The 20,632-nt window shown below is 67.5% G+C and carries 23 protein-coding genes; 18 read left to right on the top strand and 5 right to left on the bottom strand.

What is annotated here, in order from left to right; all coding sequences use genetic code 11:
* Window positions 1-861, bottom strand: an 861-nt coding sequence (locus tag DYI42_RS16255; protein WP_440870645.1) for a heparinase II/III family protein, incomplete at its 3' end; no start/stop codon positions are given.
* A 213-nt stretch (window positions 862-1,074) separates the two neighbouring features.
* A complete protein-coding gene (locus tag DYI42_RS16260; RefSeq protein WP_213547058.1) occupies window positions 1,075-2,298 on the bottom strand; it encodes an RsmB/NOP family class I SAM-dependent RNA methyltransferase in 1,224 nt (407 codons plus the stop codon).
* Between the two features lie 70 nt (window positions 2,299-2,368).
* On the opposite strand from DYI42_RS16260, the gene DYI42_RS16265 reads away from it, so the two are divergent.
* Together DYI42_RS16265 and DYI42_RS16270 are read left to right on the top strand one after the other, a co-directional pair.
* Window positions 2,369-2,542 (top strand): DUF1674 domain-containing protein, encoded by a 174-nt coding sequence (locus tag DYI42_RS16265; protein WP_213547060.1) that lies wholly within the window; start codon window positions 2,369-2,371, stop codon window positions 2,540-2,542.
* A 10-nt stretch (window positions 2,543-2,552) separates the two neighbouring features.
* Window positions 2,553-2,825, top strand: a complete 273-nt coding sequence (locus tag DYI42_RS16270; RefSeq protein ID WP_213547061.1) for a hypothetical protein — start codon at window positions 2,553-2,555, stop codon at window positions 2,823-2,825.
* Window positions 2,826-3,002: 177 nt separating this feature from the next.
* On the opposite strand, the gene dapB is transcribed toward DYI42_RS16270, so the two are convergent.
* Window positions 3,003-3,821, bottom strand: coding sequence for a 4-hydroxy-tetrahydrodipicolinate reductase (gene dapB, locus DYI42_RS16275; RefSeq protein WP_213547063.1), 819 nt, complete (start codon window positions 3,819-3,821; stop codon window positions 3,003-3,005).
* Between the two features lie 100 nt (window positions 3,822-3,921).
* Between dapB and rbfA the strand changes: the two genes are divergently transcribed.
* From rbfA to DYI42_RS16305, 6 genes are all read left to right on the top strand, one after another.
* Complete coding sequence (gene rbfA, locus DYI42_RS16280; RefSeq protein WP_213547065.1) at window positions 3,922-4,341, top strand: 30S ribosome-binding factor RbfA; 420 nt, start codon at window positions 3,922-3,924, stop codon at window positions 4,339-4,341.
* Window positions 4,325-5,074 (top strand): phosphodiester glycosidase family protein, encoded by a 750-nt coding sequence (locus tag DYI42_RS16285; RefSeq protein WP_213547112.1) that lies wholly within the window; start codon window positions 4,325-4,327, stop codon window positions 5,072-5,074. The genes rbfA and DYI42_RS16285 overlap by 17 nt, the downstream gene beginning before the upstream one ends.
* Window positions 5,075-5,186: 112 nt before the next feature.
* On the top strand, window positions 5,187-7,031 hold the full coding sequence (gene mutL / locus DYI42_RS16290) for a DNA mismatch repair endonuclease MutL (protein ID WP_213547066.1): 1,845 nt from the start codon (window positions 5,187-5,189) through the stop codon (window positions 7,029-7,031).
* The gene (locus DYI42_RS16295) at window positions 7,028-8,254 is read left to right on the top strand and encodes a DNA recombination protein RmuC (RefSeq protein ID WP_213547067.1); all 1,227 of its coding nucleotides are present in this window, start codon (window positions 7,028-7,030) and stop codon (window positions 8,252-8,254) included. The genes mutL and DYI42_RS16295 overlap by 4 nt, the downstream gene beginning before the upstream one ends.
* A 165-nt stretch (window positions 8,255-8,419) precedes the next feature.
* A complete protein-coding gene (locus tag DYI42_RS16300) occupies window positions 8,420-9,172 on the top strand; it encodes an SDR family NAD(P)-dependent oxidoreductase (protein WP_213547068.1) in 753 nt (250 codons plus the stop codon).
* Window positions 9,173-9,226: 54 nt separating this feature from the next.
* Entirely contained in the window at window positions 9,227-9,553 is a 327-nt protein-coding gene (locus tag DYI42_RS16305; RefSeq protein ID WP_213547069.1) for a DUF3775 domain-containing protein, read from the top strand.
* A gap of 83 nt (window positions 9,554-9,636) precedes the next feature.
* On the opposite strand, the gene DYI42_RS16310 is transcribed toward DYI42_RS16305, so the two are convergent.
* Complete coding sequence (locus DYI42_RS16310) at window positions 9,637-10,029, bottom strand: rhodanese-like domain-containing protein (RefSeq protein ID WP_213547070.1); 393 nt, start codon at window positions 10,027-10,029, stop codon at window positions 9,637-9,639.
* 72 nt (window positions 10,030-10,101) lie between these two features.
* Between DYI42_RS16310 and DYI42_RS16315 the strand changes: the two genes are divergently transcribed.
* From DYI42_RS16315 to DYI42_RS16335, 5 genes are all read left to right on the top strand, one after another.
* A complete protein-coding gene (locus tag DYI42_RS16315) occupies window positions 10,102-10,458 on the top strand; it encodes a hypothetical protein (protein WP_213547071.1) in 357 nt (118 codons plus the stop codon).
* Window positions 10,458-11,468, top strand: coding sequence for a TIGR00341 family protein (locus DYI42_RS16320; RefSeq protein ID WP_213547073.1), 1,011 nt, complete (start codon window positions 10,458-10,460; stop codon window positions 11,466-11,468). The genes DYI42_RS16315 and DYI42_RS16320 overlap by 1 nt, the downstream gene beginning before the upstream one ends.
* Before the next feature lie 121 nt (window positions 11,469-11,589).
* Window positions 11,590-12,033, top strand: coding sequence for a hypothetical protein (locus tag DYI42_RS16325; protein ID WP_213547074.1), 444 nt, complete (start codon window positions 11,590-11,592; stop codon window positions 12,031-12,033).
* Between the two features lie 114 nt (window positions 12,034-12,147).
* A complete protein-coding gene (locus DYI42_RS16330; RefSeq protein ID WP_213547076.1) occupies window positions 12,148-12,645 on the top strand; it encodes a hypothetical protein in 498 nt (165 codons plus the stop codon).
* Window positions 12,646-12,807: 162 nt separating this feature from the next.
* Window positions 12,808-14,115, top strand: coding sequence for a hypothetical protein (locus DYI42_RS16335; protein ID WP_213547079.1), 1,308 nt, complete (start codon window positions 12,808-12,810; stop codon window positions 14,113-14,115).
* 100 nt (window positions 14,116-14,215) lie between these two features.
* Here the strand turns inward: DYI42_RS16335 and DYI42_RS16340 are convergent, their stop codons facing one another.
* Window positions 14,216-15,811, bottom strand: a complete 1,596-nt coding sequence (locus DYI42_RS16340) for a Hint domain-containing protein (RefSeq protein WP_213547080.1) — start codon at window positions 15,809-15,811, stop codon at window positions 14,216-14,218.
* 277 nt (window positions 15,812-16,088) lie between these two features.
* Here DYI42_RS16340 and dapE point away from each other — a divergent pair, with 277 nt between their 5' ends.
* The 5 genes from dapE to rnr are packed head-to-tail and all read left to right on the top strand — an operon-like array spanning window position 16,089 to window position 20,588.
* The gene (gene dapE / locus DYI42_RS16345) at window positions 16,089-17,237 is read left to right on the top strand and encodes a succinyl-diaminopimelate desuccinylase (RefSeq protein ID WP_213547085.1); all 1,149 of its coding nucleotides are present in this window, start codon (window positions 16,089-16,091) and stop codon (window positions 17,235-17,237) included.
* A gap of 53 nt (window positions 17,238-17,290) precedes the next feature.
* Window positions 17,291-17,566, top strand: coding sequence for a hypothetical protein (locus DYI42_RS16350; protein WP_213547086.1), 276 nt, complete (start codon window positions 17,291-17,293; stop codon window positions 17,564-17,566).
* Complete coding sequence (locus tag DYI42_RS16355) at window positions 17,566-17,880, top strand: type II toxin-antitoxin system RelE/ParE family toxin (protein WP_213547087.1); 315 nt, start codon at window positions 17,566-17,568, stop codon at window positions 17,878-17,880. Before DYI42_RS16350 ends, DYI42_RS16355 begins: the two co-directional genes overlap by 1 nt.
* Window positions 17,877-18,290: a GNAT family N-acetyltransferase gene (locus DYI42_RS16360; protein ID WP_213547088.1), complete on the top strand. Its 414-nt coding sequence runs from the start codon at window positions 17,877-17,879 to the stop codon at window positions 18,288-18,290. Before DYI42_RS16355 ends, DYI42_RS16360 begins: the two co-directional genes overlap by 4 nt.
* Window positions 18,291-18,332: 42 nt before the next feature.
* Window positions 18,333-20,588, top strand: coding sequence for a ribonuclease R (rnr, locus tag DYI42_RS16365; protein ID WP_213547090.1), 2,256 nt, complete (start codon window positions 18,333-18,335; stop codon window positions 20,586-20,588).
* Window positions 20,589-20,632 lie beyond the last annotated feature (44 nt).

Consider the following 20,632-nt stretch of genomic DNA (forward strand, 5'->3'; position numbering starts at 1 on the left):
GCCCCGGCCCCCGCCATGAAACCGCGCCAGCCCGCCATCGGCGTGGCGCAGCGCGCGCAGGGTAGGCGTGATCCGGGCAATCGCGCCGGTCAGCGCGCGCGGCACCGGGTGGTCGGCCTCCACCAGCGCATGCACCGCCCATGTGAGCAGCGTCAGCACCTCCATCAGCTCTTCGGGGTTGCGCGTGGGAATGCCGCCCTCGGCATCCACCTGGCGATCGCACTCGCGCGACAGCGCCTTCAGCGCAGGCCCCACGTGGCCCTCCATGCCCTTCAGGCTGAGCCCGGCATAGATCAGCCCGGTCAGCGCCTCGAAGCGCGGCAACCCCGGCGCCGCCGAGCGCCAGCGGCGTGACAGGAAGCGGGTCTGCCCGGCCAGTGCCTTGAAATAGGCCTGGCTCTGTTCCGGTGTGCGCCCGTTGAGCAGGAAGAGCGCGTGGTTGATCCAGCGGATCAGCCGCCGCCCTGTCAGGTCCGGCGTCCAGCCCGCACCGCGACCCTGCCCGAAGCGCTCGATCCACACCCATGTCCACTCCTGCGCCCGTTTTCGCGCGCGCAGGTCGCCCACCGCGGCCAGGTCATCGAGCCAGGTGAAGCCCATCAGCGCCTCGGTGAACTCCGGCGCGGGGGCGGGCATGTCCCAGATCGGGCGGTCGTCGCCCTGCGCCTCGACGAGGTAACCGGCAAAGAGATAGGTGCCCGCCACCAGTTGCCGCCCCCGGGCGAAGCTGCCGATGGTGCGCGGCTCGGGCTGGCTGGTGAAGGCCGTGGCCGGGCGCGAAAACGTCGCAAGCCGGGCCTGAAGCCGGTTGGCCATGCGCGTCCACTTCGCGGACGGATGCTTTGCGAGGGTGCCTGCCATCTTGCTCTCGGGTCGCCAGTTTTGGGCGGATTGTTGGTTGGGCAGCAGAATAGGGCCAAGGGCGGCGGGTGTCACCGCCCAATTGGCGCGAGGGGTAAACGGATGAAGGCCGGCGCCCCGCCGGATCACTCCTCGCAGCTGCGAAGAGGACCGCAAGGGCCGATGAGCTGCCGCCGTGCAAAGGCCGCGTTGGCAGGCGCGCCCTTGCCCAGCTCACGCCTTCTGCAGCGCCGCCATGAAGAACCCGTCCATCCCGCCATGCTCCGCCCAGAAGTCGGGCCGCAGCCGTAGCCCACCCTGCGCGCGCCAGCCCGCCTCGATCCAGCCCGCCTCGGAGTGCACCACCTCATACCCGGCCACCTGCGCCTCGCCTTCCTCCGGCAACAGGCTACAGGTGCAATACACCAGCCGCCCGCCCGGTTTCAGCCAGCCCATCGCCCGCTCCAGCATCGCCGCCTGCAGCGCGAAGAGCTCTTTCAGCCCCTTGCCGTCCTTCACATGCGGCAGGTCCGGGTGGCGGCGGATGGTGCCGGTGGCCGAGCAGGGCGCATCGAGCAGGATCGCGTCGAACGGCTCCTCCGGCACCCAGGCCAGCACATCCGCCGCCACCAGCTCCGCCGTCAGCCCGGTGCGGGCCAGGTTCTCCTCCACCCGCTTCAGCCGCCGCTCCGAAAGATCGACAGCCACCACCTCGGCCCCCGCCGCCGCCAGCTGCATCGTCTTGCCGCCCGGTGCGGCGCAGAGGTCCAGCACCCGTTCGCCGGCCCGCGCGCCCAGCAGTTTCGCGGGCAGCGCAGCGGCGGCATCCTGCACCCAGAACGCGCCCGCCTCGAACCCCGGCAGCGCGGTCACCTGCACCGGCCCGGTGATCCGCACCGAGCCGCTCGGCAAAAGCGTGCCGCCGACCGCCTCCGCCAGCGCTGCCGGATCGCCCTTCGCCGTCAGGTCCAGCGGCGCGCCCGCGCCGTGCGCCGCCTCGATCTGCGCCACCACAGCGTTGCCATAAGCAGCCCCCAGCCGCCCACGCAGCCAGTTGGGCAGGCGCGTCGGCGGGGCCGCGTCAAAGACTGCCTGTCCTTCCTCCGCCACCTTGCGCAGCACCGCGTTCGCCATGCCCGTCGCCCGCGGGGAGGCCTGCCGCGTCAGGCTCACCGCCTCGCTGACAACCCCATGCGCGGCCTCGCCCAGCGCCAGCAGCTCCACGGTCGCCAGCCGCAGCACATCGCGCACCGGGGCAGGGGGGGCCTTCTTGAGCCAGGGCTTCAAGGCCGCATCCGCCGGCCCGATCCGGCGCAGCACCTCATTTGCCAACCGCTGCGCCCGCGCCATCACCTCGGGCGGCGCCTGCGTGGCGGCCACCAGATCCTGCATCATGATCCGCTGCGCCAGCACGCCCTTGATGAATGAAAGCGCCAGCTCCCGCGCCGCATCGGCCATCGGCCTTCCCCTTTTCCGGTTGCGCCTCGCGGGCTATATCACAGGCCAGGCCCTGACAAGGAGCGCCGAGATGACCGACCGTAAAGACCTGCCCCCCGAAGCCCAACGCGCGCTGGCCGAAGCCGAAGCGCGCCGCAAGGCCGCAACGGCGGAAGAACTGCCCAAGGAGCTGGGCGGTCGCGACGGCCCCGAGCCGGTGCGCTACGGCGACTGGGAGAAGAAGGGCCTGGCGGTGGATTTCTGAGGCAGCGTCGATGGAGATCGCGGCCCTCAGACAGTCTCTCGGGCAGACCTTCGCGGCCCTCCTGTCGGGCACGTTGAAGCGGGAAGAAGCGGAGCGTTGGGCGGAAGGTCTGATCGCCAAGAGCGAGTCCGTCGTCGCTGCGGAAACGTGGCGCAACGTCGATCCCGATCTCTGGGAAACGATCATCTTCCTGTCCGGCTGCGCCCAGCGTGATCTGTCCGAGTCCGACTGCGGCTACCTCGTAACCGATGAGGACATAGCCGATCAGGCCCGCGCCTTGTGACAGATTGAGCCACCCCTGCACGGAATCAAGCCGAAGGCGCCGTGCAGCGCCGACCCGCCCCCCGAGGCGGCGCTTTGGTGAGGGAAGCGCAGACCTCGAAGGTCAAGCTACCACGGCACCATAAAGTGCCACGAACAACCATCAGAAGCGCCACCCCGCGGGTCGGCGCTGCCCGTCTCACCCCTCGCTCAGCCCCAGCACATCCAGCATCGAATAATGCCCCGGCTTGCGCCCTTGGCCCCAGAGCGCCGCCTTCAGCGCCCCCTTGGCAAACAGGCTCCGGTCGGTCGCCGAATGCGACAGCGTCAGCCGCTCGCCCGGCCCGGCGAAAATCACGTCATGCTCGCCGATGATGTCGCCGCCGCGAATTACCGAAAACCCGATCTGCCCGCGCTTCCGCGCCCCGGTGATCCCGTCGCGCGCCGCCTCATACACGTCCTTCAGCCCGTGCCCGCGCCCCTCGGCGGCGGCCTCGCCGAGCATCAGCGCCGTGCCCGAGGGCGCATCCACCTTGTGCCGGTGATGGCTCTCCACCACCTCGATGTCGAAATCCTCGTCGAGCGCCTTGGCCACCTGCCGCACAAGCACCGTCAGCAGGTTCACCCCGAGTGACATGTTCCCGGCCCGCACAACCACTGCATGGCGCGCCGCGAGGTCGATCTTCGCAATATCGTCCTCGCTCAACCCGGTGGTGCCGATCACATGCACCGCCCGCGCCTGTGCCGCCAGCGCGGCCATCTCCACCGTCGCCGACGGCGCGGTGAAGTCGATTACCGCCTGCGCCTTCGCCATCGCCTCCAGCGGGTCCGCCGTCACTTCCACGCCCAGCGCCGCGCCGCCCATGGCCTCACCGACGTCACGGCCCACCCACTCATGGCCTTCGCGCTCCAGCGCGCCCGCAAGCCGCATCACAGGGCTCTCCTGCACCGTCTGCACCAGCATCCGCCCCATCCGGCCGGAAGCCCCCATCACCACGATCCCGGGCACGTCCATCATTGTCTCATGTCCTTCTCAAACTCGGCCCCGTTTAGCTGACGCCGCGCCCCCGCGCAAAGCCCCGCTTGCGTGGTCGCCTCACGCGCCCTATGTCCGGCCCATGGCAAAGAACAAGTTTCATGACGGTCAAGGCCCCTCGCAGCGTCAGCTCCGCGTGGGCGAAACCATCCGGCGCGCGCTGGCCCAGGTGCTTCAGCGCGGCGATGTGCACGACGACGAACTCGGGCGCATGTCGATCACCGTGTCCGAGGTGCGCTGCTCTCCCGATCTGAAGGTGGCCACCGCCTATGTGATGCCGCTCGGCGGTTTCCACGCCGAAGAGGGGCTCGACGCGCTGCGGCGCAACCGCTCCGAGCTGCGCCGCGCGGTCAACAAGTCTCTCGCGCTGAAATTCTCGCCCGAACTGCGCTTCAAGCTCGATGAAACCTTCGACAGGATGGATGACACCCGCCGCATGTTCTCCGAAGAGCGGGTGCGGCGCGATGTCGAGGCCGATGACGATGATGACGCCGAGGATTAAGCGCCTCCTCGCCCCGCTGCTCGCGTTGCTCACCGCCGCGCCGCTCTCCGCCGCGCCCGCGTGCCGTGACATCGCCCACGAAGGCCGCGCCTACACGCTCTGCACCCTCGATGCGGCAGCGGACGATATCCGCCTCTTCCACGCCAACGGGGGCAAGGTCATCGGCAGCTTCGCCCGGCTGGAAGACATGCTGGAGGCCGAGGGCCTCGAGCTGACCTTCGCCATGAACGCGGGCATGTATCACGAAAACCGCAGCCCCGTGGGCCTCTACCTTGAAGAGGGCAGGCAGACGGCCCCGCTCGTCAGCAACCCCGGGCCGGGCAACTTCGGCCTGGTGCCGAACGGCGTCTTCTGCCTGATGGCGGGCCGCGCTGCGGTGGTCGAAACCCTCGCCTACAAGGCCAACCCGCCCGCCTGCCGCTACGCCTCCCAATCCGGCCCGATGCTGGTGATCGATGGCAAGCTGCACCCCCGCTTCCTGCGTGACAGCACCTCGCGCCACTTCCGCAACGGCGTCGGGGTGGCGGCGGACGGGCATACGGTGCATTTCGTCATCTCCGACGAGCCGGTGACCTTCTGGGAGTTCGGCTCGCTCTTCCGCGATGCCCTCGGCACCCCCAACGCGCTCTATTTCGACGGCTCGGTGTCGCGGCTCTTCGCCCCCTCGGTGGGGCGGCATGACACCGGCTTCCCCCTCGGCCCGCTGGTGGGCGCGGTGAAGCCGAAGGGCTGAGGCAGCCCGCATGGCACCTTCGGCTTTATTCCGTGTGAGCCGCGCCGAGCAGCCGTTAATCAACGATAAATCCCCTCGCAGAATCGCCGCGCTCCATGCTACCCCTAGTGGCATGAATGCCCCGCAGCCCAAGATAAGCCCCGACCTGCCACAAATCCGGCAACTCGACGAGACGGTGATCAACCGCATCGCCGCCGGCGAGGTGGTCGAGCGCCCGGCCTCCGCCGTGAAGGAGCTGATCGAAAACGCCATCGACGCGGGCGCCACGCGGATCGACGTCACCATTTCCCATGGTGGCAAAACCCTGATCCGCGTCACCGACGACGGCTGCGGCATCCCCGGCCCCGACCTGCCGCTCGCGCTCTCCCGCCACGCCACCTCCAAGATCGACGGCTCCGACCTGCTCGATATCCGCTCCTTCGGCTTCCGGGGCGAGGCGCTGCCCTCGCTCGGCGCAGTCGGCCGCCTCACCATCACTTCCCGCCCCTCGGGCGCAGAGGCCCACACAATCGCCTGCGTCGGCGGCACCCTCGGCGCAGTGAAACCGGCGGCGCTTACCTCGGGCACCACGGTCGAGCTGCGCGACCTCTTCTATGCCACCCCGGCCCGCCTCAAGTTCCTCCGCTCCGACCGGGCGGAAACCCAGGCCATCTCCGAGGTCGTCAAACGCCTCGCCATGGCCGAGCCCTTCATCGGTTTCACCCTGCGCGATGAAACCGGCGGCGAGCCCCGTGTGACCTTCCGCGCCGATGCGCAATCGGGCGATCTCTTCGACGCGCTTGCAGGCCGCCTCGCCACCGTGCTGGGCCGCGACTTCGCCGAAAACGCGATCCCACTCGACGCCGAGCGTGAGGGCCTCCACCTCACCGGCTACGCGGCGCTGCCGACCTATTCGCGCGGCTCCTCGGTGGCACAATTCCTCTTCGTCAACGGCAGGCCGGTGAAGGACAAGCTCCTGATCGGCGCCCTGCGCGGCGCTTATGCCGATTACCTCTCCCGCGACCGTCACCCGGCCGCCGTGCTCTTCCTCGACGTGGACCCACAGCGGGTGGACGTGAACGTGCACCCCGCCAAATCCGAGGTCCGCTTCCGCGAGCCGGGGCTGGCGCGTGGCCTCATCGTCTCCGGCATACGCCACGCCCTCGCCGAGGCCGGCCACCGCGCCTCCACCACCGTGGCCGGGGAAGTGCTGGGTGCGATGAGGGCCGAACGGACCGAAGAGCAGCCTCCGCGCATCTACCAGATGGACCGCCCGGCGCAGGAACGCCCCCAGAGCTACCGTTTCCCCACGCCCGCCCCGGAGCCGATGGGCTTTGCCGAAGCGCCGACGGGCCGGGTCGAGGACACGCCGCAAGGCGTGGAGGAGACCCTAACCCACCATCCCCTCGGCGCGGCGCGCGGGCAGGTGCACGAGAACTACATCATCGCGCAAACCGAGAGCGGCATGGTCATCGTCGACCAGCACGCCGCCCACGAGCGCCTCGTCTACGAAAAGCTGAAGCGCCAGATGGCCGAGAACGGCGTGGCGGCCCAGGCCCTGCTGATCCCCGAGATCGTGGAGCTTTCGGAGCAGGACGCCGCAACCCTGCTGGCCCATGCCGAAACCTTCGCCCGCATGGGCCTCACGCTGGAACCCTTCGGCCCCGGCACCATCGCCGTGCGCGAAACCCCCGCGATCCTCGGCGAAATCAACGCCGAGGCCCTGCTGCGCGATGTGCTGGATGAACTCGACGACATCGGCCAAAGCCAGCTCGTCGAGGCCCGCATCGAGGCGATCCTCTCCCGCGTCGCCTGCCATGGCTCCATCCGCTCCGGCCGCCGGATGCGTGCCGAAGAGATGAACGCCCTGCTGCGCGAAATGGAAGCCACGCCCCACTCCGGCCAGTGCAACCACGGGCGGCCCACCTATGTGGAACTCAAACTCCACGACATCGAGCGGCTCTTCGGGCGGCGATGAACGAAACGCAGCCCTTCACCCTCAGGCTCGACGATCCGGCCACGCTGGCGCTCATCGTTGGGGCCCTCATCGCCCTTGTGCTGTTGGCGCTCCTCATTGCCACCGTCCGCCGCGCGGGCCGGGCCGCCGAGGCCGCCGGGCAGATCGGCACCGTCTCGAAGGCGGTCGAGGCGCTGGCGCAGGGCCAGCACGAACTGGGCGGGCGCATCGCCTCGGTCTCCGAGAGTCAGCAAACCGGCCAGGCCCAGATCGTCGCCGCCATGGAGGCCCGACTTGCCGAGGTGCAATCCCAGGTCGCCGACCGGCTGCACCAGACGGCGCTGCACTCCGCCCGCACGCTGAACGACATGCAGGAAAAGGTGAACGAGACGCTGGCGGGCAGCTCCAAGCAAACCGCCACCTCCCTCACCCAGCTCACCGAGCGCCTCGCCCAGATCGACAAGGCCCAGGCCAATATAGAAAAGCTCTCAGGCGATGTGCTGGGCCTTCAGGATATTCTCTCCAACAAGCAGACCCGTGGCGCCTTTGGCGAGATCCAGCTGAACGACATCGTCTCCAAGGCTCTCCCGCGCGACAGCTACACGCTGCAAGCCACGCTCTCCAACGGCAAGCGGGCCGATTGCCTGATCCACCTGCCCAACCCGCCAGGCCCCATCGTGATCGACGCGAAATTCCCGCTGGAGGCCTACGAGCAACTCCGCGCCGCCTCCACCGAGGCCGAGAAGACGCAGGCCGCCCGCGCCCTGCGCACGGCTGTGAAAACTCACATCTCCGCCATCTCCGAGCGTTACATCATCGAAGGCGAAACGGCGGATGGCGCGCTCATGTTCCTGCCCTCCGAGGCGGTCTACGCCGAGCTGCACGCCAACTTTGCCGAGGTGGTGCGCGAAGGTTTCGCCGCCCGGGTGTGGATCGTCTCACCCACCACCTGCATGGCCACGCTCAACACCATGCGTGCGGTGCTGAAGGATGCCCGGATGCGCGAGCAGGCCGGGGCGATCCGCAAGGAGCTGGCGCTGCTGCACGCGGACGTCGACAGGCTCGGCACCCGCGTCGGCAACCTCGACCGCCACTTCGGCCAGGCCGCCAAGGACATCGAGGAAATCAAGATCTCAGCCGAGAAGGCCGGCAAGCGGGCGCACCGGCTCGATGCCTTCGACTTCGAGGAACTTGCCCCGGAGGACGAGTCTCAGGTTGTCCCGCTCACCGGCCCCGCCCGCTGAAACCTGCCCAAATCTCGGGCAATGGCGTGAATTTGAACATCTTCCTCCCGCCTGTTTGAACCCTCCGGCCCGCAAGACGTTATACTTTTGGTGAGGGCGCGCAGAATCACTGCGAGCCCTGAAAGCATTTGAGAACGCGGCGTTTCGACGGAGGAGAGAGATTTCATGATCGAATGGCAGGGTAAAAAGTACTGGATCATCGGTGCAGGCTCCGCGCTCGGGCGGGCGCTGGCCGACCAACTCAGCCGCGTGGGCGCCGAGCTGGTGCTGACGAGCGCCGAGCCCGAGGCCATGCAGAAACTGGCCGAGATGCTGCCCGGCCGCGCCGAGGCGCTGGAGGCCGATGTGTCGGACGCCGCCGCGATGAAAGCCGCCGCAGATGGCGTCGGCACCGTCGACGGGGTGATCTACCTGCCAGACGCCCAAGGCGGCCACGGCGCGAAGGATTGGGACACCGCCGCGATCAAACAGGTGATCGACCGCAATCTCGACGGCGCGCTCAATACCGTCGGCGCGGTGCTGCCCGGCATGGTGAAAGCCGACAAGGGCCACCTGCTGCTGGTGGCGGGCCTGTCCGCCTACCGTGGCCTGCCCGGCGAAATCGGCTACGGCACGTCGATGGCGGCAGTGATGCACCTCGCAGAAGAGCTCTACGCCGATCTGCGCAACACCGGGGTGCAGGTGCAACTTGCCTGCCCCGGGCACGTGATCGAACCCGAGCCCACCGCCGAAGGCGATACCCCCGCCGCCCTGCCGCCCTCGGTCATGACCTCCGAGGCCGCCGCGCGCGAACTCTTCGAACACATGAACGACGACGTGTTTCAAAAGAGCTTCCCCACCATGCGCGGCTGGCTTGTGCGCATGGCGCAGCTTATGCCCAACTGGATGTATTACCGCCTGTTCCGCTCCCAGCTCTGAGGGGGGTGGAAAGCCCCGGCGCATGGTGGCACTCTGCCCGCAGGAGGTGCTGCCATGCTCGACATATCGCTCTCGAAGATCGTGCGCGTCATCGCGCTGGCCCGTGAATACGGGTCCGATGGCGTCTCGACCCGCCGCTACATCTCCGACCTGAACGAGGATGAGCAGGCCAGCCTCGTCGCGCTGATGTGGGTGGGACGCGACAGCTTCGATGCCGACGATATCGAGGAGGCCAAGCGCATGGCCCAGGCCGAGAAGACCTCCCCAACCGAAGATTACTTAGGCGGCGAGCCGCAGCTTGCCGACCTTCTGGAAGACGGGCTGGACGCGCTGGACATCAACGTGGCCGACGCCGAAGACCACCTGCGCGAGCGGCCCTGAAGCGATCCAGCGGCGCGGCCTTGCGGCCGCAATCCATTTCTTGTTCGGCACCCGGCCCCAACCGTGGCGTGCCGTGTCCGGCGTCAGCCCTTCTTCGGCCGTTCCGCCACCGGCCCGCCCGCCTTCTTCCAGCCCGCGAAGCCGTCGGTGATGTGGCTCACGCCTTCCAGCCCCATCTCCTGCGCCACCCGCGCCGAAAGCGCCGAGCGCCAGCCCGACGCGCAGTAGAACACGAACTGCCCGCCGCTCTGGAACTGTTCCTTGGCATAGGGGCTCTCCGGGTCGATCCAGAACTCCAGCATCCCGCGCGGGCAGTGGAAGGCGCCGGGGATCATCCCCTCCCGATCCAGCTCGCGCGGATCACGCAGATCGACGAAGGTGACCCCCTCCTGGCCATGAGACCCCAGCATTTCCGCTGCCGGGGCGTGCGACACCACCGCGTTGGCCTCGGCCACCATGTCTTTCACCCGTTTCATCGCGTCCTCCCCTTTGTCCGGCTTGACTTCATGCGCCTGCCGGAACACCTAGCTTTCACAGGAGGATATGCCATGGCACCCCGCAAGGAAAAGAAGCCGCAGGCGGTTTATACGCTGCTGGTGGACGTGGGCCGCAAGCCCGGTGACGGCCTGCCCGACGGGGCAGTGGGGGCGGCGCTGATGTGCTTTGCGGCCGGTGTCGACGAGGCCGAGGCGGTGCGCGAGACGGTCGCAATCCTCAAGCAGGCCGAGATGGCCCCGCTCGATGTCACCGGCTACGGCACCCTTGAGGAGCGCGAGGCCCAGGGCCACGAGATCGGCGAGGACGAGCGCGCGCTTATGGCCCGCGCCGCCGCCGAGAACGCCGTGATCGTCGCGCAGATGGCCCCCTTCTTCGACGAGGGCACCCATGAAGGCGGGCATGCCTGATGGCAGACCGCCTGCTTCAGGTCATCGCGACAACCGGGCAGATCGACAAGGTGGTGGATTGCCTCGAAGAGCTGCCGCCCGATCACTGGTGGCGCCTGCCTGCCGACAAGGACGAAGGCCGCCAGATGCTCTGCGTCGCACTTTTCAAGGGCGACACGCAGGAGGTGATGGATGCCATCAGCGCGGCTCTGGAAGGCGAGGAAGACTGGCGCCTCTTCTCGGTGCCCACCGAGGCCAGCCTGCCCGAGCTCGACGACGAAGATGAGGTCGACCGCCGCGCCGAGAAGGAAAGCGTCAGCGCCCGCGAGGAGATCTACCGCGAGGTGCGCCAGGGCACGGCCCTGACGGTGGATTACCTGGTGATGACGGCGCTGGCCGCGATGGTGGCGGCGATCGGGCTGAGCCAGGGGCAGGTGGCGGTGGTGATCGGCGCCATGGTGATCGCGCCGCTGCTGGGGCCGATCATGGCCTTCGCATTCGGCACCGCGCTGGGCAACTTCGCGCTGCTCGGCGTGGCGGCCCGCGCGTTGGGGGCGGGGCTGGCAGTGGCAACGGCGGTGGGCATTGCGCTCGGGCTGGTCCTGCCCGGCTCCTACCCCGACACCTCGATGATGGATTTCTCCGGCGCGCTGTCGCTGCGGACGGTCGCGCTGCCCCTGGCGGGCGGGGCGGTGGCCGCGCTGATGCTCTCGGGCGGGCAGACCACCGGGCTGGTGGGCGTGATGGTCGCCGCCGCGCTGCTGCCACCGCTTGCCGCCATGGGCCTCTTCATCGGCATCTGGGACATTCCCAACGCGCTCCGGGCACTGGCCACCGTGGTGACCAATGTGGTCGCCATCAACCTCGCCGCGCAGGTGGTCTTCCTGCTCAAGGGCATCCGCCCGCGCCGTTGGGAAGGCTCCGACCACAAAACCAGCGTCCGCGTCGCCATCGGGGCCTCCGGCGCGCTGGTGCTGGCCATGGCTCTGGCGCTCTGGGCCGCGGGCCATGGCTACGTGCCGGGGATCTGAGCCACAGGCCCCAAACGCCTGATTTGCCCCGGAATCCCCACCAAAACCCCAAGCCCGCCGCATTTGTGCCTCGCTTTCCCGCCTAGATGGAACGCGAGTTAAGTGAGGCGGGCGCAAACCCATGAAAGAGTCGATCTCCGCCCTCAAGGGGGTGCTCAACGCGGTGATGATCGCGGTCATGCTGGGCGCAGGCTGGCTTGGCTACAAGTTCGTGACCGAGCCGGGCTACCTCGCAGAGCTGGCCATGGGCATCGACCGCGAAGAGCTCGCCCCCTGGGGCGCCACACTTCCGGACACCGGCGGCGGCATGCAGACAGCCCCGTCCGACCGCGTAGTAACGTCGCGGCTGCCCCAGGCCAGCGGTACGCCACAGGCGAGCGGGGGCACCACCCAGCGCCGCCAGAGCACCGGCTCGGGCAGCGGCGCAACAACAAGCGCGGGCACCTATGCCCCGCGCACCACGGCCACAGGCGGGCTTCGCACCGTCAGCCGCAAAAAGAACGCTCCGGCAGAGGCTTATGTGCCGCCGGTGGCGCAAAGAAAGGTGATCCGGGTCGACGAGTGAGGCACCGGACGGACCAACACAGAGAGATAGGCAGAGGCCGGGCGCGGTGCGCGGCCACATCGAAGGAAGAGTTGCCGGGCGGAGGGCCCGGATGATTGGAAAGGCAGGCAACAGATGGCAACAGTCCGTATCATCCTGATCGTGGCCGTTCTCGCAGTGATGGGCGGGATCGGTTACATGCAATACGCCGCCGTCGGCACGGCAGCCGGTGCGCTCGGCCCGGCGAGCGACGACTACGCCGCGCTCGACGAGGCCGAAGAGCCCGCGCGCTCCACCGCCTCCAGCAGCGGCAGCTACTCCGGCGGCAACCTCATCAAGTCCACCAAGACGTCGAGCCGCGTCGGCGGTGACAAGACGATCACCATCCAGCGCAAGAAGCCCGGCCTGTGGATGCGCATCCGAATGTGGTTCGGCTACGAGCCCGAAGATGCCCACCGCCGCGACATGGCCCGCCTGAAGGCCCAGCGCGAGGCCGAGGCCCGCCGCAGCAAGGGCGTGAACACCGTGACGGGACGCAAGGAAAGCACCGCAAAGGCCGCCTCCTCCGGCCCCTCCCGCCAGCGCAAGGCCGCGCCCAACAAGTCGGTGGCCAGCGCCCTCGGCGGCGGCTGAGGTGGGCACCAAAGCGCAACGAAAAGAAAAGGGGCGTCCCGAGGGGCACCCCTTTTGCGTCATCAGCCGATTTTCCTGCAAAGGTTGTGCCCTGATTGTGCTAAACCCTGATTGATCCTCCTATTGGATGATCGCGTATTTGGTATTCCACTGGGGTGCGCCATGACGCGGGTTGAAGCCGCAGAAGATAGCTTTTCAAGGGCAAACACCTACTTCCTTCTGAGTTGGGTAGTCACCGCGCTGATCCTTGTGACTGCACTGGTCGATTACCGCGCCCTGCGCCGCGAGGTGGCGGTGACGGAGGAACGGATCACCACTTACACCGGGCTGGAGCGGCTGTCTTCCATGGTCGCGACCGACCTGCGCAGCGCAATCTATGTCGCTCCGGGCTATGCGGGCATTGAAGAGGGGATCGAAGAAATCCGCCGCCTGCGCAGCGATCTTCTGGCCCAGATTGTGTGGATGGAGGACAACTACGCGCGCTTGTCCCCGCAACTCACCACGGACGACCGGAAAATCATCCAACCCGCGCTCACCTACATGAAATCCATGCTGCTGCTAAATGCACCATGGGAGGGCGTGAGCGTGCCCGACCCGGACGAGCCCCACATGCTTCTGGCCGATCATGTTGCGGGCTCATACTTGACGTCCGAAACTGTTGCCGGGCTGCGTATGGAGGATGCTGCGCGATATCTCTGGTTGGCGAGCCTCGATCTGCGGCACTGGAGCACCCTGCTGAAAACCCATCGGAACGCCCTCGTTGCTGGAACGCCGCGCTCCACCATGGCGGATGACTTCGCCCCGATCATCGCGGCTTCCAAAGCACCTGCCCGCAAGGCGCGTCGCGCACAAGCCGCGTCAGCGTGGAGCGATTGGCTTACCTCGAGCTTCGGCTCCGGGACCGGCACTCCAGACACTCAGATCAGCGAGGCCGAGCGCCGCCGCCGACAAAAACTGACGCTGGCAAATAGCAGCCAGTATCTCGACGAGGCCATCGCCCGCCGCGCCGAGCTGGACCTGATTCAGCAAGGTGAGGCAACGACCGTGGAGGTGCCTGTGTTCTCCACCCCGCTCCAGTTGCGCGATGCCGTCGTGCTCGCACCTTGGTTCCTCGCGTTCTCTAGCCTTGCCATAATGATCTACACGCGCCGTGGCATGAGGTATGCACCGAAGATCGCCGACGCCGATACGGTCGTCGGAAAGGTGCCCTCATTCTACGCGGTCTACGGCGCAAACCGGGTTGTTGGTACAGGGGTGGCAATCGTGCTGCTCTGGCTTCCCTCTGTGCTGCTTCCGGCCTTCATGTGGGTTGTTCAGCCCGTTCTCGCACGTGGGGGCGATGCGATGTCGGTGATCTTCTACCTTGGTGTTGCCCTTTCTCTCGCTCTTGGCCTGCTGACCTTCATTCAGATCCCGAAGGTCTTGCGCGCCATAGACCTCGGCATATTGGTCAGGGTCGCTGGCGATTGAGCATGCCAAGAGGTGCCCGAGTAGGCGGTGCCGTTGCCCGAGGGGCAGCAGGTTTCGTCATTGGGGCTGTCCTTGGTCGCCCCCGCACACGCCGCGCCCGCTACGCCGCTCGCAGCGCCTCGGCGGCCCAGAGCCGCGCCTCGTAGCCCGCGAGCATCCTTCGCGCGGCGGGGCCGTAGCCCTTGCCCGTGGCCGGGTCCAGCTCGGGGAAGAGCGTGCAGATCTCCTCCACGATCTCCGCCTCGAAGCTGTGCTGCATCTGCCCGCCCGGCAGGTAGCTCTCGGTGGGCAGCCCCTCTGAAAACACCACCTGGTGCCGGTCGAACAGCAGGTGAACGTAGTCCACCTCGCCGCCCTCCAGCCGGGTGACCGACGTGCCGTTCACCAGCTCCTTCGCCGCCACCAGCACCTCCCCGTCGCCAAACATCAGCTCGGCCAGCGGATCGCGGATCATCAGCCGATGCAGCGGTGAGATGGTCAGCGCGCGATGCGGTCCGAAGGTGCCGGCGCGGATGTGCACGGGCGCCATCGCCCCCTCGGCGGCCACCGTCCGGCGCCCGATCCAGCGCAGCGGCTGCGGGCCGTCGTCATGGGTCAGCACCATGTCACCGGGCGAGAGCCGCTCCACCGGCACCTCGCCTTCCGGCGTGGCAATCATCGTGCCGGCCACAAAACACGGCGCCTGGTCGAGCTTGACGAAGCCGGTGTCGTTATGGCCCTGCCCGTCGCTGATGGCGTAGGTGAAATTCACCTCCTCGTCGTCGCCGTCGCTGTCGATGGTCACCGTGCCATCGGCATTCAGCGTCACCACCTGCCCGGTGCCCAGCGTCACGCTGTCACCTGCGCTCACCGCGACCCCGTTGATATGGGTGATCGTCATGGTGGCACCGGTCGAGCTGAGATCATTGCCGACCAGGTCGAAGTCCTTCGAGTAGTTGGTGCCCATCGTCAGCTCGTCGGTCACCGCAACCAGATCGGTCTGGATCGAATCCGCTGCGATCAGCAGGTTGGAATCGTAGGAGCTGTCGGAGGTGTCGGCGATGCCGATCCGGATGCTGTTCACCTCACCCGCATTCACCGGCATGGTGAGCGTCATCGTCACGGTGAAGCCGTCCATCTCGGTGTTGTAATCGCTGCCGGTGTTGTCGATGTAGAGGTTGGAGTTGTCCTCGTCATTGACGTTGGTCACCGAGGTCGTGCCGGTGCCGATGTCGAGCTCCACATATTCGCCATTCACCCAGACGGCGACCACGTCGTTGTAGATCGAATCCGCATACTCCGGGTACTCGTCCGACGAGAAGACGAACTGCATCGTCATCACGTCGCCGTCGGGGATGAATTCCACATCCATGTAGGAAGCGTCATAGGTCCGGGTGCCCGCCACCTCCTCGAAGTCACTGTCCGGCGGGTCGTATTGGCCCCAGCCGTAGTTTGTGTTGGTCGAGGTGTTGGTGTCCTGGTTGGCATCACCCCAGCTGTTGGTGAAGTCCGTCGCCCGCCCGGTCGAAAGGATCACCCCGCTGTCGCTCGGCACCACGCCCGGCGATGTGCTGTCGCCCCCGGTGAAGATCCCCGACGAGCGGTAATCACCGCTGTAGCTGGCCGAAATCACCTGCACGCTGTCCCCGAAAATGGCATTCGCCATATCGGTCGCGCTGGCACTTGTGTTGATCGAGAGTTCCGATGCCGCAACCATGCTCTGTCCTCAAGGGGCCGTCGGCATGGCACGCCGGCACGGCGCGGGGCCGGTCCGTCGCTGGGGGCGCCGGCTGCGGGTTATCCCGTCTGTCCGGCCTCTGCTCTTCGCCCTGCCTCGGGTCGATGTTCTCATTTTCGCGAAAATTGTCACGATTTCGGCACGTTGTCAGCAAATTTGCCCGGCCCCGGCGCGGCCTGTGGGCGCAGCGCAACAGCGGGGCAGGGTGGCAGGCCCTGCCCGAAGCCGCTATTCCGGTGCCAAAAGGAGCCCCGCCATGCCCACCGATCCCGTCGCGCTCACCCGTGCCCTCGTGCAATGCCCCTCCGTGACCCCCGAGGAGGGCGGCGCGCTGGTGCTTCTGGAAGAGCGGCTCACAGCCGCGGGCTTTTCCTGCACCCGCGTCGACCGTGGCGGCATCTCCAACCTCTTCGCCCGCTGGGGCCGCAATGGCAACGGCAAAACCTTCGGTTTCAACGGCCATACCGATGTGGTGCCCGTGGGCGACGAGGCGGCCTGGACGCACCCGCCCTTCGCCGCCGAGGAGGCTGACGGCTGGCTCTATGGCCGCGGCGCGACCGACATGAAGTCGGGTGTCGCCGCCTTCGTGGCCGCCGCCATCGACTTCGTGACCGAGACGCCCCCCGATGGCTCGGTGGTGCTCGCCATCACCGGCGACGAGGAGGCCGACGCGCTTGATGGCACCACCGCCCTGCTCGACTGGATGGGCGAGAACGGCGAGCGCATGGATGTCTGCATCGTCGGCGAGCCCACCTCGCTGGAGCAGATGGGCGATATGATGAAGATTGGCCGCCGCGGCTCGATGACGGCCTTCTACACTCTGCGCGGCAAACAGGGCCACTCCGCCTATCCCCACCGCGCCGTCAACCCGGTGACGGCCATCGCCCGCCTGGCCGACAGGCTGGCCAGCCGCGAGCTCGACATGGGCACCGAACACTTCGATGCCTCCACCCTCGCGCTCACCACCATCGACGTCGGCAATCCGGCCACCAATGTCATCCCTGCACAGGCCCGCTGCACCGCCAACATCCGCTTCAACGACGAGCATACCGGCGAAAGCCTGACGGAGTGGCTGAAGGCCGAGGGCGACCGCGTGGCCGAAGAGTTCTGCGTTGACGTGGGCCTGACGGTCAAGGTGAGCGGCGAGGCCTTCCTCACGCCGCCGGGGGCGCTCTCCGAGCTGGTCAGCGGCGCGGTGGAGGCCGTGACAGGCCGCCGCCCGGAGCCTTCCACCACTGGCGGCACCTCCGACGCCCGCTTCGTCAAATCCCATTGCCCGGTCGTCGAGTTCGGCCTCGTCGGCCACCGGATGCACCAGGTCGACGAGCGCGTGCGGGTCGAGCAGATCGGCGAGCTGAAAGAGATCTACACCCGAATGCTCACGGATTACTTCGCGCAGCCCTGAGCCACATTTCCACAAATGTTGTTTTGTGGGTCCACCCGCGCTACAGTCCAGACATGCCCAGACTATCCATCGACATCACCGCCGAAGAACACCGCAAACTGAAGGCCATCGCGGCCCTGCGGGGCCAGACGATCAAGGCCTATGTGATGAGCCGTGCCATGCCCGAAACGCCCGACGACACCAGCGACTGGAGCGATGACGAGAAGGCCGCGCTGGAAGAGCTGCGGGCAATCCTTCTGCCAAGGATCGAGGCCGTGCGGCGAGGGGAAACTTACGAAATCTCGATGGATGAGATCATTCGCAAGGCGAAGGCACGTCGCGCGGGCTGATGGCGAAATGGCGGCTACATGAGGACGCCGAGGCAGACCTTCTGGCAATCTTCGACTACAGCGCGGATACTTGGGGCGAGGCGCGGGCGGAAGCCTACATCGAAAGTCTGGTGAGCCGGTTCAATCGGCTGAAGGTTCTGCCTTTTCGGGATGTGTCAGACATTGCGGACGGCCTGCGCTCGACCAGGGCAGAGCGCCATGTGGTCTTCTGGCTACTGCAGCGCGAAGAGCCGCCGGAGATTATCGCTGTCCTGCATGAAAGAATGGATGTTTTGCACCATCTCCGCAACCGCCTGGGACCCGCCCCTGAATGACCGTCACAATCACCCCCACCCGCGATCTCGATGCCTGCTTCGCGCTGCGCCGCGAGGTCTTCATGCGTGAGCAGGGCTTCTCTCAGGCCGAGGAATTCGACGGCAAGGACGGCGACGCCATCCACCTTCTGGCCACCGAGCGCGGCGAGCCCGTCGGCACCGCCCGCGTCTTCCCCGCGGAGGGCCGCATCGGGCGCATCTGCGTGCTGGCCCGCGCCCGGGGCACCGGCCTTGGCGCCAAGCTCGTCCGCGCCGGGATGGACCTGCTGCGCGAACGCGGCGCGCCCCGCGCCGTGCTCGACGCTCAAACCCGCGCCATGGGCTTCTACGAAAAGCTCGGCTTCACCGCCGAAGGCGCGGATTTCGACGATGGCGGCGTGCCCCACCGCCGCATGACCTGCCCCCTCTGATTCTGGCTGTTGCCTTCCCTCGCAGCCTGCTACCTCTTCCCCATGGCCGAGCTACCCACCAAATCCGAGATCCTCGACTGGATCGCCGCCCACCCCGAGGCCGCCTCCAAACGTGACATCGCCAAGGCGTTCCACATCAAGGGCGCCGCCCGGATCGACCTCAAGCGCATGCTTCGCGAGTTGGAGGACGAGGGCCACCTCGCCAAGAAGAAGCGCTCCTACCGCGACCCCGAGAAGCTGCCGCCCGTCGGCGTGCTCACCGTGACCGGCCCCGATGCCGACGGCGACCTGATGGCCAAGCCCATGGAATGGCACGGCGAGGGGCCGGAGCCGAAGGTGCTGATGATCCTGCGCAGCGCCGATGGCGCGCTGGGGGCCGGCGACCGCATCCTTGCCAAGCTGCGCGAGGTGAAGGGCGAGGAGCACCACTACGAGGGCCGCCTGATCCGCAAGATCGGCACCAACCCCAAGCGCATCCTCGGCATCTACCGCAAGAGCGCCGAGGGCGGCCGCATCCTGCCCATCGACAAGGGCGCAGACCGTGAATGGACGGTGGCTAAGGACGCCACCGCAGGTGCCAAGGACGGCGAGCTTGTTGAGGCCGAGCAGGCCGGGCCCAAGGGCCGCATGGGCCTGCCCAAGGCTCGCGTGGTCGAGCGGCTGGGCGATCCCTCCAGGCCCAAGGCGGTGTCGCTCATCGCCATCCACCAGCACGGCATCCCCGACAGCTTCGAGGACGCCACGATTGCCGAGGCCGACAGGATGAAGCCCGCCGGCCTCAAGGGCCGGGAAGACCTCCGCGATCTGCCTCTCATCACCATCGATCCCTGGGATGCCCGCGACCACGACGATGCCTGCTACGCCCATGCCGATGACGACCCGAAGAACGACGGCGGACACGTCATCTGGGTCGCCATCGCCGATGTGGCGCACTACGTCACCCCCGGCTCGGCGCTCGACCGCGAGGCGAAGGCGCGTGGCAACTCCACCTACTTCCCCGACCGCGTCGTGCCGATGCTGCCAGACCGTCTGTCGGGCGATCTGTGCAGCCTCCATGAAGGCGTCCCCCGCGCCTGTATCGCCGTCAAGATGCGCGTCGATGCCCACGGCGAGCTTGTCGATTGGTCCTTCCATCGCGGCCTGATGAAATCCCCCGCCTCGCTGAACTACGAGGAGGTGCAGCAGGCGATGGATGGCGAGGCAAACGACAAGGTCGCGCCCCTTCTCGACGATGTCATCAAGCCCCTCTACGCCGCCTACCACGCCCTCGTCGATGCCCGAAACCGCCGCCAGCCGCTCGATCTCGATCTGCCCGAGCGCCAGATCGTGCTGGCCGAGGACGGTACCGTGCAGTCGGTCCAGTTCAAGGACCGGCTCGATGCCCACCGGCTGATCGAAGAGTTCATGGTGCTGGCCAATGTCTGCGCGGGCAAGGAACTGGTCAAAAAGCGCCAGCCCCTGCTGTTCCGCGTCCACGAAGAGCCCTCGCCCGAAAAGCTCGATGCCCTGCGCGAAACCGCTCAGGCGTCCGGCCTCTCCCTCGCCAAGGGCCAGGTGCTGAAAACCGAGCACCTCAACCGCCTCCTCGCGCAGGCCGCCGGCACCGACCAGGCCGAGCTGATAAACCTCTCCACCCTGCGCTCGATGACCCAGGCCTACTACTCGCCCGAGCACATCGGCCACTTCGGCCTCGCGCTGGGCACCTACGCCCACTTCACCTCGCCCATCCGCCGCTACTCCGACCTCATCGTGCACCGCGCCCTCATCACCGCCAACCGCTGGGGCGATGACGGGCTGACAGAGGCCGATATCGAAGCGCTTGAGCAGACGGCGGCGCATATCTCCGAAACCGAGCGCCGCTCGATGACCGCCGAGCGCGACACGACAGACCGTTACCTCGCCTCCTACCTCTCCGAGCGCGTGGGCAACGAGTTTGGCGGGCGCATCTCCGGCATCGCCCGCTTCGGCGCCTTCGTGCGGCTCGACGAGACCGGGGCCGACGGCCTCATCCCGATCCGCAGCCTCGGGCAGGAGTACTTCCATTTCGACCGCGAAGCGCAGGAGCTGATGGGCGCCGACACCGGCCGCGTCATCGGCATCGGCCAGCGCGTGCTTGTGCGCCTCGCCGAGGCGGTGCCCGTCACCGGCGGCCTCCTGCTCGACCTGCTTGAAATCGAAGGCGCGGCGGTGAAGCCCGGCGCCTCGGCCAAGCGCGGCCGCCCGACGCGGCGCAAGGAGGGCAGGGCGAAGGCCAAGGCCTCCAAGTCCCGCAAAGTCGCCCGCCGCCGCCGTAACTGACCCGTGCTTTGGCGGCGCGCCGATTTCCGCTATCATGCCGCCAA

It is taken from the genome of Vannielia litorea (genome assembly GCF_018424695.1).
GTDB lineage: Bacteria > Pseudomonadota > Alphaproteobacteria > Rhodobacterales > Rhodobacteraceae > Vannielia > Vannielia litorea_A.